Source organism: Mycobacterium sp., assembly GCF_032161845.1.
GTDB lineage: Bacteria > Actinomycetota > Actinomycetes > Mycobacteriales > Mycobacteriaceae > Mycobacterium.
Genome location: NZ_JAVRQA010000083.1, coordinates 1 through 14,294, shown reverse-complemented (window position 1 = coordinate 14,294; position 14,294 = coordinate 1). Strand labels below are relative to the sequence as shown.

The following is a 14,294-nucleotide window of genomic DNA, read 5'->3' as shown; positions in this document are numbered from 1 at the left end:
ACAGGGCGGCGGCCGTGCCCGGCGCGGTCGTGATCACCCCATCCGGGTGGCCGGGCTTCGTGATCGTGGCGACCGGCGGGATCGCCACGGTGGTGCTGTGCCAATGGAAGTGGGGGCGATTGGTCGTCGGCGCCGCCGCGCTATGCCTGGTGGCGTGGTCGGTGGCGGGGCACTTGGCAGGGCACCCCTCGGATCCCGTCGGTGCGGCGTGACACCATCTGTGCGTGAGCCAACTGCACCTCGTGCTGGGTGAGGAAGATCTGCTCGTCGACCGCGCCATCGCCGACGTGCTGCGCGCTGCGCGCAAGCAGGCGGGCACCCACGATGTGCCCGTCGACCGCATGCGGGCAGGCGAGGTCAGCACCAACGAGCTCGCCGAGTTGCTCAGCCCGTCACTGTTCGCCGACGAGCGCGTCGTGGTGCTCGAGGCGGCGGCCGAGGCGGGCAAGGATGCGGTGGCTCTCATCGCTACCGCCGCCGCGGACCTGCAGCCGGGCACCTTGCTCGTCATCGTGCACTCCGGCGCCGGGCGCGCCAAGGCCCTGGCCGATCAGCTGAAGACGCTCGGTGCCGAGGTCCATCCATGCGCGAAGATCACCAAGGCAGGTGAGCGGGCCGACTTCGTCCGGCGCGAGTTCCGCACCCTCAAGGTCAAGGTCGGGGACGACGCGGTGACCGCAGTGCTCGATGCCGTCGGCTCCGACATTCGCGAACTCGCGGCGGCCTGCTCACAGCTCGTCGCCGACACGGGCGGCGAGGTGGATGCGGCCGCGGTGCGCCGCTATCACAGCGGAAAGGCGGAGGTAAAGGGCTTCGACATCGCCGACAAGGCGGTGACTGGTGACGTCTCGGGTGCTGCCGAAGCGCTGCGCTGGGCGATGATCAGCGGCGAACCGCACGTCGTGTTGGCCGATGCGCTGGCGGAAGCGGTGCATGCCATCGCGCGGGTGGGTCCGCTGTCGGGAGACCCGTACCGACTGGCAGGAGAGTTGGGCATGCCGCCGTGGCGCGTGCAGAAGGCGCAGAAGCAGTCCAGGCGCTGGTCGCGGGATTCCGTGGCCGAGGCGATGCGCCTGGTGGCCGCGTTGAATGCGGACGTCAAGGGTGCGGCAGCCGACCCGGATTATGCGCTCGAATCGGCGGTCAGAAGAGTGGCCGAACTGGCCGGGGGGCAGTAGCTCAGAGCTTGTGCAGGGCCTGCGACAGAGCGGACTTCTTGTTCGCCGCCTGGTTCTTGTGGATGACGCCCTTGCTGGCGGCCTTGTCCAGCTTGCGGCTGGTGGTCACCAGCAACTCGGCGGCCTTGTCCTTTTCACCAGCGTCGATCGCCTCACGGAACCCGCGGACAGCCGTGCGCAGTGCGGACTTCACGGACTGGTTGCGCAGACGCGCACGCTCGTTGGTGAGAATCCGCTTCTGCTGCGACTTGATGTTGGCCACGCGTAAATTCCTTCTAAATGTCAGCTTGGGTTTGCATGAGTGTTCATGGGCGCCCGAGGTGCGGGCAGCGAGGGTTCAGGTTACCAGCGTGGCAGGTAAATCCCCAAAGCGGTGTGGCCTGGCCTGCCGAAACGAAGCGGTTGGGGCAGCATGTCCATGGTGAGCCTTCGAACCCTGCCAGCGGACGGTGCCCGATCGGGACGCAAGACCGCTTCTTCCCGTAAACGCCACGACGGCATCTTCGACGGGTACAACAGCGTCGGCGACTACTCCAAGGCGTTCGACGAGATGTTCGACGCGCAGGGCAACGTCCGCGGCCCGTACAAGGGCATCTTCGCCGAGCTTGCTCCTTCGGACGCCTCCGAACTCGCGGCCCGGTCCGAGGCGCTCGGGCGGGCGTTCATCGACCAGGGCATCACGTTCTCGCTATCGGGTCAGGAGCGCCCGTTCCCGCTGGACCTGGTGCCTCGGGTGATCTCGGCCGCCGAGTGGTCACGGCTGGAGAAGGGCATCAAGCAGCGCGTCAAGGCGCTGGAGATGTTCCTCGACGACATCTACGGCGAACAGGAGATCCTGCGCGACGGGGTGATCCCGCGTCGGCTCATCACCTCCTGCGAGCACTTCCACCGCGAGGCTGCGGGCATCGTTCCGCCCAACGGCGTTCGCATCCACGTCGCGGGCATCGACCTGGTGCGTGACGGCCAGGGCACCTTCCGGGTACTCGAGGACAACCTGCGTTCGCCCTCAGGCGTCTCCTACGTGATGGAGAACCGCCGCACGATGGCGCGGGTCTTTCCGAACTTGTTCGCCACGCATCGGGTTCGCTCGGTGGGTGACTACGCATCGCACCTGCTCCGTGCCCTCCGCAATGCGGCCGCCTCCAACGAGGCCGACCCGACGGTCGTCGTGCTCACCCCGGGCGTCTACAACTCGGCGTACTTCGAGCATTCACTGCTCGCCCGGCAGATGGGTGTCGAACTCGTCGAGGGCCGCGACCTGTTCTGCCGTGACAACACCGCCTACATGCGCACCACCGAGGGCGAGCGGCAGGTCGACGTCATCTACCGCCGCATCGACGACGAGTACCTCGACCCCATGCACTTCAAGCCCGATTCGGTGCTCGGGGTTGCAGGCATCCTCAACGCCGCCCGCGCCGGCAACGTGGTGATCTCCAGCGCGGTGGGCAACGGGGTGGGCGACGACAAGCTCGTCTACTGCTACGTCCCGACGATCGTCGAGTACTACCTCGGCGAGAAGCTGTCCTTGGCCAACGTCGACACGTTCCGGTGCTGGCTCGACGACGAACGCGAGGAGGTGCTCGACCGCATCGACGAACTCGTCATCAAACCCGTCGAGGGGTCCGGCGGGTACGGCATCGTCTTCGGTCCGAGCGCGACGGAGAAGGAGCTTGCCGCGATCACCAAGAAGGTCCGCGCCGATCCGCGCGGCTGGATCGCCCAGCCTGTAGTCCAATTGTCAACCGTGCCAACGCAAATCGGTGACGAACTGGCTCCCCGGCACGTCGACCTTCGTCCCTTCGCGGTCAACGACGGTGACGACGTGTGGGTGCTGCCGGGTGGGCTCACGCGCGTCGCGCTGCCGGAAGGATCCCTGGTGGTGAACTCCAGCCAGGGCGGCGGCTCGAAGGACACCTGGGTGTTGGCGTCCCGCGCGTCGGTGGCCGATCGCGAGCTCGCGGCGGCGGAAGTCGTTCGCGCCCTTCCGAAGAACGGCAAGGCGTCCACGGACAAGGGTGGCGACACCTCGTCGCAGCAGCAGCAACAGAATCAAGCGATGGGTCCCCAGGAGAGTCAACAACAGCAGCAACAGCAGCAGCAGGCGGTCGACTGATGCTCGCACGCAATGCGGAATCGCTGTACTGGATCGGTCGCTACGTCGAGCGCGCCGATGACACTGCGCGAATCCTCGACGTCACCGTGCACCAGTTGCTCGAGGACTCCAGCGTCGACCCCGACCAGGCGTCCCGGACGCTGTTGAAGGTGCTTGGCATCGAACCGCCGACGACCGAACTCGACCTGTGGTCACTGACCGACCTCGTCGCGTTCAGCCGCGACACCCAGGGCGGGTGCTCGATCGTCGACTCGATCTCGGCGGCGCGCGAAAATGCCCGCGGTGCACGCGAAGTCACGTCGACCGAGATTTGGGAATGCCTCAACACCACCTACAACGCACTGCCGGAGCGGGAGCGTGCCGCCAGGCGCCTCGGACCGCACGAGTTTCTGTCCTACATCGAGGGCAGGGCCGCCCAATTCGCGGGTCTGGCCGACTCGACGCTCTCCCGCGACGACGGTTATCGATTCATGGTGCTGGGACGCGCGATCGAACGCGTCGACATGATCGTCCGCCTGCTGTTGTCGCGGGTGGGGGACAGTGCGTCCTCACCCGCCTGGGTGACGGTGCTTCGGTCGGCCGGTGCGCACGACACGTACCTGCGCACCTATCGGGGCGTGTTGGACGCCGGGCGCGTGGTCGAGTTCATGATGCTTGATCGGCTGTTCCCGCGGTCGATCATGCACTCGCTACGACTCGCCGAGCACAGCCTCGACGAACTGCACCACCGCAGGCTCAATCGCGTCGGCGCGACCGCCGAGGCACAACGGCTCTTGGGGCGCGCCCGCAGTGAGTTGGAGTTCCTGCGACCGGGTGTGCTGCTGGAATCCCTCGAAGAACGGCTCGGCGCGCTGCAGACCACCTGCGCCGACGTCGGAGAGGCGTTGGCGCTGGAGTACTTCTACGCGGCACCGTGGGTGGCGTGGACCGACGCAAGTCGCAATGGTTCGCTGGTGATCGAGGAAGGCGAGGTCTGACATGTGGCGCATGCGAGTCATCCACGCGACCGGCTACGCCTACAAGTCGCCCGTCACCGCATCGTTCAACGAGGCCCGACTGACCCCGAGGTCGGACTCCCGGCAGAACGTCGTGCTCAACCGGGTCGAGACGGTTCCCGCCACCCGCTCCTATCGGTACGTCGACTATTGGGGAACGGCCGTAACGACATTCGACCTGCATGCTCCACACACCGAGCTCGAGGTGACGTCTTCGTCGATCGTCGAGACCGACAAGGGTGAGCTGCCGACGGAGAAGTTCGGCTGGGAGGACCTGGCGTCTGCAGCGGTCAAGGACAAGTTCGACGAGTACCTCACCGCTTCGGAGTTCGCCCCGTTCAGTAGGCGTATGGCCCGCGTCGGCGAGCGCATCGCCAAGTACCACGATCCCCAGCAGGCGACCATCGAGGCAGCGCAGTGGGTGCACACCGAACTGGACTACGTGCCAGGCACCACCGGCGTGCACTCCTCGGGTCTTGATGCGCTGCGCGAGGGCAAGGGAGTCTGCCAGGACTTCGCCCACCTGACGCTGATCCTGTTGCGCAGCATGGGAATTCCTGCTCGTTACGTGTCGGGCTACCTGCATCCCAACGCCAAGGCCAAGGTCGGCGACACCATCGACGGGCAGAGCCACGCCTGGATTCAGGCCTGGACGGGCGGGTGGTGGAACTACGACCCCACCAACGACAAGGAAATCAACGAGCAGTACATCAGCGTGGGCGTCGGTCGGGACTATCACGACGTCACCCCGCTCAAGGGCATCTACTCGGGGGAGGGCTCGACCGACCTCGACGTCGTCGTGGAGATCACCCGCCTGGCCTAGGCGATCCGCTACTCGCGGCCGGCCGATACCCAGGCCAGGTCGGCGGAACGGTGCCCCGAGACCGCCGCGGCCGCCGCATCCAACCGCGCGAGCTGGTCGTCGCTCAAGGCCACGTCCAGCGAGTCGAGGTTCTCCGCGACGCGTGCCGCCCGACGGGTGCCGGGAATCGGCACGGACGCCACCCCGAACTCGTCGGCTCGGTACCGCAGCCAGGCCAGGGCGATCTGGGCAGACGTCGCCTCCCGCTCGTCGGCGATGGTGCGGATCACGTCGACCACCGCCAGGTTGTTCTCGAGTGCCTCGTCGGCGAATCTCGGAAGGTTCCGCCGAAAGTCCGACGACTCGGTCAGGTCTGCGGTCGACGTGACCGTGCCCGTCAGGAAGCCGCGTCCCAAGGGGGAGTACGGAACGAAGCCCACGCCGAGTTCTGCGGCCGTGGGCACCACCTCGCGTTCGACGTCGCGGCTCCAGATGGACCATTCGCTCTGGACGGCGGCGATGGGATGAACGGTGACGGCGGCGCGCAGTTCATCGGCGGTCACCTCGGACAGCCCGAGATGGCGAACCTTGCCGGCCTCGACGAGTTCGGCCATCGCGCCGACGGTCTCCTCGATCGGCACCCTCAGGTCACGCCGGTGCATGTAGTAGAGGTCGACGACGTCGGTCTTCAGCCGATTGAGGCTCTCGTCGATGGACTGCCGAACGTAGGCGGCGTCGCCGCGGGCCGCCGGCTTGCCTGCGGCGCGGTCAGCCGGATTGCCGACGATGCCGAACTTGGTGGCGAGGGTGACCTCGCTGCGCCGACTGGCGAGCAGGTCAGAAATCAGCCGTTCATTGGCGCCGCCGCCGTAGACGTTCGCGGTGTCGACGAACGTCACGCCCAGGTCCACCGCCCGATGCAGGGTCGCCAGCGACTCGGTGTCGTCGACGTCGCCGTAGACCGGCGTCAACGCCATGGCGCCGAACCCGATCGCACTCACGGTCAGATCGTCTCCGAGCGTCACGGTTTCGGTCATGTGCATCCCCTTGGTTTCCATCGTCGCGGCGGACCTTCACCGCCTAGCAACCCACGTCGTCGGCGATGTGTTCCGCGTGGGGGCTTTCCCCGTAACGCGATCGGACCTAGCCTTGTGTGACCCACGTCACCGAGGAGGCGCCCGTGCGTATCGCAGACGTGTTGAAGAGCAAGGGTGCCGGCGTGCTGACGGTGGCGCCGGACACCCTGGTCAGTGACCTGATCAGCGGCCTTGTCACCCGCAACGTCGGTGCCATGGTGGTCGTCGGGGCCGACGGTCTGGTCGGCATCGTCTCCGAACGCGACGTCGTGCGCATGCTGCACGAACACGGCGCCGCCGCTCTCGGTCGACCCGTCGCCGACATCATGACGAGCCAGGTGATCACGTGCTCGCCCGAGGACTCCGTCGACAGCCTGAGCGGACTCATGACCACCCACCGGGTGCGGCACGTTCCCGTCGTCGAGAACGGTCAACTGGCGGGAATCGTCAGCATCGGTGACGTGGTCAAGACCCGGATGGAGGCGTTGCAAGCCGACCGCGAGCAGTTGGAGGCTTACATCACGCAGGGCTGAGCTGGGATGCTTCGGTGGGCAGGAGCGCAGCGACCCGGGAGGATGATGGACGCGTGACCACCGTGCGGGCCAGGCCTGCGACCCGTGCCGACGTCAGCGGCCTGTCCGCCACCCTCGGCAGGGCCTTCTTCGAGGATCCGGTGATGAGTTGGATGTTGCCCGATGCCGATCTGCGCAGGCGCAGGCTGCACAAGCTTTTCTCGGCGCTGACGCGCTACCACCACCTGGCTCAGGGCGGCGTGGAAGTCGTTTCCGACGACTCGAACGCCATCGGCGGCGCAGCACTCTGGGATCCGCCGGGGAAGTGGCGGCAGACGCGCGGCGAGGAACTGCGGGCCATGCCGGGGTTGCTCCTGGCGTTCGGTAGGTCACTCAAGCGCGGACTCGTCCTCGAAGAGATGATGAAGAAGGCCCACCCCGAGGAGCCCCATTGGTACCTGGCGGTCATCGGCAGCGATCCGACCGTCCGGGGCAAGGGGTTTGGCCAGGCGTTGATGAGTTCGCGGCTCGACCGCTGCGACGCCGAGCACGCGCCTGCCTACCTGGAGTCCAGCAATCCCGACAACGTGCCGTACTACCAACGGTTCGGTTTCGAGATCACCGGCGAGATCACGCCGCCGGGCGGGCCCACCCTGATTGCGATGTGGCGCCCCGCGCGCTAGCTCCAGGAGTACTCGGTGCGCAAGCGCGCCGCGACGATCTCGAACGTCTCGCGCTCGAGGATCGCGCCTTCGCGGCGGATGCCTTCCTCCGGCACGTCGAGGATGCGGTCCAGCCGTACCCAACTCGCGCGCCCCTCGTAGTCCCAACTGCCGCTACCGATCCCGACCCACTCGCGGTCGGCGACATGACGCTCCTGGCTGGACAGCATCAGCCCGAGCAGGATGTTGCCGTCGCGACCGACCACCAGCACGGGGCGGTCCTTGCCGCGTGACGGGTCCTCTTCGTAGACCACCCACGTCCAGACGATCTCGCCTGGATCGGCCTGGCCGTCGAGGTCGGGGGCATACAGCACTCGGCGCGCACGGTGGCCGGTGGGGACGCTCTTCTTGGTGACGGGTCGCCCCGCCGTGATCGCGGGCTGAGAGGCGATCGATGCGCCGGCCAGGACGGTGATGCCCGCCTCGATGCCCATCTTGATGCCCTGCTGAATCGTGCGCGGGACGTTCTCCGGCTTCTGCAGCTGCCGGATGAGCTTCGGCGCCTCGTTGAACACCAGGTTGCCAGCCAGCCGCTGAAACGTCTTCCACTGCGACGCCATGGGGTCGAGCATAGGTGAGGTGTAGACGGCGGGCAGGAGCGCAGCGACTGGGGGGGTGACACGGCGGGCAGGAGCCGCAGCGACCGGGGGGTGACACGGCGGGCAGGAGCGCAGCGACCGGGGCGTGACACGGCGCGATTGTGTCGATGAGGTGCCGGCTCGATATCCTGAGCTCACGCAGCGCCGCTGCCACGTACCCCCGCCAGGAGATTCCCATCAGCAGCTTCGCCGACAAGACGTTCACTGCGCCGGCGCAGATTCGGAACTTCTGCATCATCGCCCACATCGACCACGGCAAGTCGACGCTGGCCGACCGCATGCTGGGGATCACCGGGGTCGTCGCGGACCGGGACATGCGGGCGCAATACCTGGACCGGATGGACATCGAGCGTGAGCGCGGCATCACGATCAAGGCGCAGAACGTGCGGCTGCCGTGGGAAGTCAATGGGGAGGAGTTCGTGCTTCACCTGATCGACACCCCAGGCCACGTCGACTTCACCTACGAGGTGTCGCGTGCGCTCGAGGCATGTGAGGGTGCCGTCCTGCTGGTCGACGCCGCCCAGGGCATCGAGGCGCAGACACTGGCGAATCTGTATCTGGCTCTTGACCGTGGCCTGACGATCATCCCGGTGCTCAACAAGATCGACCTGCCCGCCGCCGACCCGGACCGCTATGCCGGCGAGATCGCCCACATCATCGGCTGCGAACCGGACGACGTGCTGCGCGTCTCGGGCAAGACCGGGGTGGGTGTCCGCGAGCTCCTCGACGAGGTGGTCCGCCTGGTGCCCGCACCCGTCGGCGACGCCGACGCCCCGGCCCGGGCCATGATCTTCGACTCGGTATACGACATCTACCGCGGCGTCGTCACCTACGTCCGCGTCGTGGACGGAAAGCTGAGCCCGCGCGAGAAGATCAAGATGATGTCGACGGGAACCACCCACGAGCTGCTGGAGGTCGGCATCGTCTCGCCCGACCCGAAACCTAGCGTGGGCCTCGGCGTCGGCGAGGTCGGCTACCTCATCACCGGTGTCAAGGACGTCCGGCAGTCCAAGGTGGGCGACACCGTGACGTCCTTCCGCAACGGTGCCACCGAGGCGCTGACCGGCTACCGCGAGCCGAGGCCGATGGTCTACTCGGGTCTGTATCCAGTGGACGGCTCCGACTACCCGAACCTGCGTGACGCGCTGGAGCGGCTGCAGCTCAACGATGCGGCCCTCGTGTGGGAGCCCGAGACCTCGGTGGCGCTGGGCTTCGGTTTCCGCTGCGGCTTTCTCGGCCTGCTGCACATGGAGATCACCCGTGAGCGTCTGGAGCGCGAGTTCGATCTCGACCTGATCTCGACCGCGCCCAACGTCGTCTACCGGATCGTCAGGGACGACGGTACGGAGATCGTCGTGACCAACCCCTCGGACTGGCAGGAGGGCAAGGTCCGGTCGGTCTTCGAGCCCATCGTCAAGACGACGGTCATCGCGCCAAGCGAGTTCATCGGCACGATCATGGAGCTGTGCCAGTCGCGCCGCGGCGAGCTCGGCGGGATGGACTACCTTTCGCCGGAACGCGTCGAGCTTCGCTACACGATGCCGCTGGGCGAGATCATCTTCGACTTCTTCGACTCGCTGAAGTCGCGCACCCGCGGGTACGCCAGCCTCGACTACGAGGAAGCGGGTGAGCAGGAGGCCGACCTGGTGAAGGTCGACATCCTGCTGCAGGGCGAGGCCGTCGACGCGTTCAGCGCCATCGTGCACAAGGACGGCGCCGCCGCCTACGGCAACAAGATGACGACCAAGCTCAAGGAGCTCATTCCCCGCCAGCAGTTCGAGGTGCCCATCCAGGCCGCCGTCGGGGCGAGAATCATTGCCCGCGAGAACATTCGGGCGATCCGCAAGGACGTGCTTAGCAAGTGCTACGGCGGCGACATCACCCGCAAGCGCAAACTTCTGGAGAAGCAGAAGGAAGGCAAGAAGCGGATGAAGACCATCGGCCGGGTCGAAGTGCCGCAGGAAGCCTTCGTTGCGGCATTGTCCTCCGACGCCGCCAGCGACAAACCGAAGAAGTAGCCTTCGGTGCGCCGGAGCCGTGGAAGTCGCCGAATCGACGCCGGACGAGTCACAATGAACACCGTGAACTTGGTTCGCGCTCGAGCGTGCGCGGCGTTGGCCTGCGCCGTCGTGGCGTCGTCGGGCTGCACCAGCACCGTCGAGGGTCTCGCGGTGCGCGACGCGGACGCGAATCCGATGGACGTCCAGCCTCTGCGCGCATCACAACTCAAGGACGTCCTGCTGAGCATCGGGCAACTCAACGGAATCGTCGGCGCGACGCGGATGGAGATCGTCCTCAGGGGTGAGGAGATGTCCGACAACTCCGACGCCGTATCCGACCCGGACTGCCTGGGCTCGATCTACGGAGCCGAGCATCTGGTGTATCGGCTCAGCGACTGGACGGCCGTGCGCGATCAGGTCGCGAGGGAGCCGGAGGACGGCAACGAGCACTGGGTCGAACAGACCGCCGTGCTCTATCCGACGGAGAAGAAGGCCGCGGACTTCGTCGAGACCTCCACGTCGGCCTGGCGTGACTGCAGCGGATTCTCGGTGGCGGTGGACGACGGCACCACCAGCTCGATCTGGCTGATCGACGACGTCAAGGTCGACGGTGACGTGGTGACGCAGGGGATTGCGCAAGAGGACTCCGACGGGTGGGAATGCCAACATGCCATGTCGGCGGTGGCGAACCTGTCGGTCGAGACCATCGCGTGTGCGTTCGGCATCAACGACGAGGCCGTCGCCATGGTCAACGCCATCGTCGCGAACGCGGCCAAGCTGTAGCGCTCAGGCCTGGCGATTCGTCTCGAGGCCAACCGTTTCCGTGCGGCGTGCTGAGCGCGCTGTTGTGGCGTGCACGGACCAGGTGGAATGCCAGTCGCGTGGACGTGTTGCAATTGAGCGCAGGTGTGATCGCAGCAGGGTGCCGGTGTCACCAGTCGACGAGGAGGGTCAGCCATGGGCAAGATCTACGAAAACGTCAGTGAATTGGTCGGGCGTACTCCGCTCGTTCGGCTGAACCGGTTGACCGAGGGACTGGGCGCTCAGGTTGCGGCCAAGCTGGAGTTCTACAACCCCGCCAACAGTGTCAAGGACCGCATCGGGGTCGCGATCATCGACGCGGCCGAGCAGTCAGGGGAATTGCGGCCCGGGGGAACCATCGTCGAGGCCACCAGCGGCAACACCGGAATCGCCTTGGCGATGATCGGCGCGGCACGCGGCTACAAGGTCATTCTGACGATGCCGGAGACGATGTCCACCGAGCGCCGGGTGATGCTGCGCGCCTACGGCGCCGAAATCATTCTCACGCCGGGCGCTGAGGGCATGGCAGGTGCAGTGGCGCGGGCGAAGCAGATCATTGCCGACACTGAAAACGCCGTTGCCGCCGACCAGTTCGCCAACCCCGCCAACCCTGCAATTCATCAGAAGACGACCGGCGACGAGGTGTGGGACGACACCGACGGTGCGATCGACATCTTCGTCGCGGGCATCGGCACCGGCGGCACGATCACCGGCGTCGGTCGAAACCTCAAGGCGCGCAAGCCCGAGATAAAGATCATCGGCGTCGAACCCATCGATTCCCCCATCCTCAACGGCGGCGATCCCGGACCGCACAAGATTCAGGGCATCGGGGCCAACTTCATCCCCGAGGTCCTCGACCGCGACGTTTACGACGAGATCATCGACGTCAAATTCGACGACGCCATCACGGTCGCGCGGGCGCTCGGCACCGACGAAGGCATCCTTGGCGGCATCTCCTCCGGTGCGAACGTCTGGGCGGCACTGGAACTGGCGAAGCGCCCGGAGAACGCTGGAAAGTTGATCGTGACGGTGGTCTGCGACTTCGGTGAACGCTACATCTCGACTGCGCTGTTCGATCACATCAGGGAGTAATCAGCCCATGACATTGCTGTCGACGTTGCGCGAGGACCTGGAGAACGCGCGGACGCACGACCCAGCCGCCCGAGGAGACGTCGAGAACGCTCTCGTCTACTCCGGTCTTCACGCCATCTGGTCGCATCGCCTGGCCCACCGAATGTGGGCGAAGCCGGCGCTGCGCGGGCCGGCCCGGGTGCTCATGCAGTTCACCCGCTTCTTGACCGGTATCGAGATTCACCCGGGCGCCACCATCGGGCGTCGCTTCTTCATCGACCACGGCATGGGCGTGGTGATCGGTGAAACCGCCGAAATCGGCGACGACGTCATGGTGTACCACGGGGTCACTCTCGGCGGACGGACCCTGCAGCAAGTCAAGCGTCACCCCACGATTGGCAATCGCGTCACGCTCGGAGCTGGGGCGAAAGTCCTTGGGCCCGTTCGTGTTGGCGACGACAGTGCCATCGGCGCCAATGCCGTGGTGACCCGTGACGTGCCTGCGGAATCGATCGCTACGGGGATACCGGCGGTGATCCGCGCGCGGACCGAGAAACAGCGCGAGCAGGGGGTCGACCCCACTTCGTACATCGATCCGGCAATGTACATCTGAGGGCCAGCTTCGAACCAGCGTGATTCCAATTGCGTCGCTTGGCACTGACCCGAACTAATCTCGCGTCGATGAGTGAAGTGCCGCCGCTCCGCTGGCCGTTGATCGCGCTCCTGTCTGGCCTTGCGCTCATCGCGTTTGGAGGAGCCTTGTTTTCTCCCGGCGCTGGCTCCTGGTTGTGAAAACCCAAGAATTACTTCGTGCTGATCGCAAACCTCGGCTCATCGTGCGGCGCGACATAGGTTTCATGAGCATGGCGGTGACGTAAATGCCTTTGTTGCAGCATGTTTGGTGTTAAACACTCGAGAAGAGGGCCCATGACCGACCTTGTCATCAAGGATCCAATCATCGTCGACGAACTCGTCCGCGCCGTGCCGCATCCGCCAACGAGAGATGGGAACCCGGGGTTGTTGGCGCTGCCATTGGTGATTGCGGGAGGGTTCGGTTTGGGCTTCACCAACACGGGCATCGTCGACGTTGCGGCGGCCGCGGTGCCGATTCTCTTGTCCGCCACTGCGGTCGGACTACTCATCGCGACGGTTTGGGCTGCGGCGCTGAGCCAAAACGTCAACGCAACCGTCTACGGAGTGTTCTTTGGCTTCTATGCGAGTTACGCGGTGCTTTCGCTGGGTCTGACGCATGACTGGTTTGGGATCCCCGCTGCCGATGCGGGTCAGACTACCGCGCTGTGGCTCGGCAGTTGGCTGTTGACCATCGGTCTGTTGACCGTTCTAGTGCTCCGCTTGCCGTGGACGTATCCGCTGCTGCTGGCCATCGTCGACGTCGCGCTGGTGCTGCTGCTCGTCGGAAACCTCACGGGCAGCGTCGTTGCCACCCAGGCGGGTGGCTGGTTCGTGTTCGCCTTCAGTCGCGCTCGTCGGTTACTACTACGTCGCTGCGCTGTGGGAGGAAACCGGGGGTCGGCCACTACCGCTGGGGCGGCCGCTCGTCGGCGGGTGATTTGTCGGTGGGCCGTGGACCGCTCACATCGGGGCGTTGGCAGGCTGGAACACGCCGGTGCTGTCGGCTTCCTCCTCGGCGCGGATCACGTGCACCACGGCGTTGATCAGCGCCAGGTGGGTGAACGCCTGCGGGAAGTTGCCGAGATGGCGTCCGGTGCGAGGCTCGATCTCCTCGGCGTAGAGGTGAAGTGAGCTGGCGAACGACAGCAGCCGCTCGCACAGGTGCTTGGCCCTGCTGATCTCGCCGATCTCGACGAGCGCTGACACCAACCAGAACGAACAGATGGTGAACGAGCCCTCTTCACCGGACAACCCGTCGTCGGTTTCCTCCGTGCGGTACCGCAGCACCAACCCGTCCTCGGTCAGTTCGTCGGCGATGGCCAACACGGTGGCGCGAACCCTCGGGTCATCCGACGGCAGGAACCTCGTCAGCGGAACCAGTAGCAGCGAGGCATCCAGCGCGTCGTGGCCGTAGCGCTGCGTCAGCGCGCCGCGGTGATCGACGCCGTGGGCGAGGATGTCTGCCTTGATCTCCTCGGCGATCGCCCGCCACTGCTGCGCGTAGCTCTTCTCGCCCTGCAGATCGGCCAGCTTCGAGCCGCGGTCGAGCGCCACCCAGCACATCACCTTGCTCGACGTGAAGTGCTGCGGCTCGCCACGAACTTCCCAGATGCCGCGATCGGGTTCGCGCCAGTGCTTGACGGCCTCCTCGACCTGAAGCTTCAGCACCGGCCACAACGTCTCGGGAATCTGCTCGCGCGACTTGGCGTGCAGATACACCGAGTCCAGCATCGAACCCCAGATGTCGTGCTGGCGCTGGTCGAACGCACCATTGCCGATCCGGACCGGGCGG

The 14,294-nt window shown here is 66.0% G+C and carries 14 protein-coding genes and 2 pseudogenes; 12 read left to right on the top strand and 4 right to left on the bottom strand.

Features of this window, described 5'->3' with window-relative positions:
- Together QOD90_RS05030 and holA are read left to right on the top strand one after the other, a co-directional pair.
- A pseudogene (locus QOD90_RS05030) lies at nucleotides 1–212 on the top strand (ComEC/Rec2 family competence protein); the annotation flags it as partial.
- Between the two features lie 21 nt (nucleotides 213–233).
- Complete coding sequence (gene holA / locus QOD90_RS05025; RefSeq protein ID WP_526347287.1) at nucleotides 234–1,178, top strand: DNA polymerase III subunit delta; 945 nt, start codon at nucleotides 234–236, stop codon at nucleotides 1,176–1,178.
- Nucleotide 1,179: 1 nt separating this feature from the next.
- Here the strand turns inward: holA and rpsT are convergent, their stop codons facing one another.
- Nucleotides 1,180–1,440, bottom strand: a complete 261-nt coding sequence (rpsT, locus tag QOD90_RS05020) for a 30S ribosomal protein S20 (RefSeq protein WP_526347283.1) — start codon at nucleotides 1,438–1,440, stop codon at nucleotides 1,180–1,182.
- 288 nt (nucleotides 1,441–1,728) lie between these two features.
- Here rpsT and QOD90_RS05015 point away from each other — a divergent pair, with 288 nt between their 5' ends.
- The 3 genes from QOD90_RS05015 to QOD90_RS05005 are packed head-to-tail and all read left to right on the top strand — an operon-like array spanning nucleotide 1,729 to nucleotide 5,109.
- Nucleotides 1,729–3,291 (top strand): circularly permuted type 2 ATP-grasp protein, encoded by a 1,563-nt coding sequence (locus tag QOD90_RS05015; RefSeq protein WP_526347285.1) that lies wholly within the window; start codon nucleotides 1,729–1,731, stop codon nucleotides 3,289–3,291.
- Nucleotides 3,291–4,268: an alpha-E domain-containing protein gene (locus tag QOD90_RS05010; protein ID WP_526347281.1), complete on the top strand. Its 978-nt coding sequence runs from the start codon at nucleotides 3,291–3,293 to the stop codon at nucleotides 4,266–4,268. The genes QOD90_RS05015 and QOD90_RS05010 overlap by 1 nt, the downstream gene beginning before the upstream one ends.
- Before the next feature lies 1 nt (nucleotide 4,269).
- Nucleotides 4,270–5,109 carry a transglutaminase-like domain-containing protein gene (locus tag QOD90_RS05005; RefSeq protein ID WP_526347279.1) on the top strand — a complete coding sequence of 280 codons (840 nt, stop codon included), beginning with the start codon at nucleotides 4,270–4,272 and terminating at the stop codon, nucleotides 5,107–5,109.
- Nucleotides 5,110–5,117: 8 nt separating this feature from the next.
- Here the strand turns inward: QOD90_RS05005 and QOD90_RS05000 are convergent, their stop codons facing one another.
- Nucleotides 5,118–6,125 (bottom strand): aldo/keto reductase, encoded by a 1,008-nt coding sequence (locus QOD90_RS05000; protein WP_526347277.1) that lies wholly within the window; start codon nucleotides 6,123–6,125, stop codon nucleotides 5,118–5,120.
- A 143-nt stretch (nucleotides 6,126–6,268) separates the two neighbouring features.
- Between QOD90_RS05000 and QOD90_RS04995 the strand changes: the two genes are divergently transcribed.
- The gene (locus QOD90_RS04995; RefSeq protein ID WP_526347275.1) at nucleotides 6,269–6,697 is read left to right on the top strand and encodes a CBS domain-containing protein; all 429 of its coding nucleotides are present in this window, start codon (nucleotides 6,269–6,271) and stop codon (nucleotides 6,695–6,697) included.
- 53 nt (nucleotides 6,698–6,750) lie between these two features.
- Nucleotides 6,751–7,359 (top strand): GNAT family N-acetyltransferase, encoded by a 609-nt coding sequence (locus QOD90_RS04990; RefSeq protein WP_526347273.1) that lies wholly within the window; start codon nucleotides 6,751–6,753, stop codon nucleotides 7,357–7,359.
- On the opposite strand, the gene QOD90_RS04985 is transcribed toward QOD90_RS04990, so the two are convergent.
- Complete coding sequence (locus QOD90_RS04985) at nucleotides 7,356–7,958, bottom strand: type II toxin-antitoxin system PemK/MazF family toxin (protein WP_526347271.1); 603 nt, start codon at nucleotides 7,956–7,958, stop codon at nucleotides 7,356–7,358. The two genes, QOD90_RS04990 and QOD90_RS04985, sit on opposite strands and share 4 nt — an antisense overlap.
- Before the next feature lie 146 nt (nucleotides 7,959–8,104).
- Here QOD90_RS04985 and lepA point away from each other — a divergent pair, with 146 nt between their 5' ends.
- The 5 genes and pseudogenes from lepA to QOD90_RS04960 all read left to right on the top strand — a co-directional run.
- Entirely contained in the window at nucleotides 8,105–10,015 is a 1,911-nt protein-coding gene (lepA, locus tag QOD90_RS04980; protein WP_526347269.1) for a translation elongation factor 4, read from the top strand.
- Nucleotides 10,016–10,069: 54 nt separating this feature from the next.
- Nucleotides 10,070–10,780, top strand: coding sequence for a sensor domain-containing protein (locus QOD90_RS04975; protein WP_526347267.1), 711 nt, complete (start codon nucleotides 10,070–10,072; stop codon nucleotides 10,778–10,780).
- A 174-nt stretch (nucleotides 10,781–10,954) separates the two neighbouring features.
- Nucleotides 10,955–11,890, top strand: coding sequence for a cysteine synthase A (cysK, locus tag QOD90_RS04970; RefSeq protein ID WP_526347265.1), 936 nt, complete (start codon nucleotides 10,955–10,957; stop codon nucleotides 11,888–11,890).
- A 7-nt stretch (nucleotides 11,891–11,897) separates the two neighbouring features.
- A complete protein-coding gene (gene epsC / locus QOD90_RS04965) occupies nucleotides 11,898–12,482 on the top strand; it encodes a serine O-acetyltransferase EpsC (protein WP_526347263.1) in 585 nt (194 codons plus the stop codon).
- 281 nt (nucleotides 12,483–12,763) lie between these two features.
- Nucleotides 12,764–13,285, top strand: a pseudogene (locus QOD90_RS04960) (GPR1/FUN34/YaaH family transporter); the annotation flags it as partial.
- A 177-nt stretch (nucleotides 13,286–13,462) separates the two neighbouring features.
- Here the strand turns inward: QOD90_RS04960 and QOD90_RS04955 are convergent.
- A partial coding sequence (locus QOD90_RS04955; protein WP_526347262.1) for a glycoside hydrolase family 15 protein occupies nucleotides 13,463–14,294 on the bottom strand: 832 nt, incomplete at its 5' end.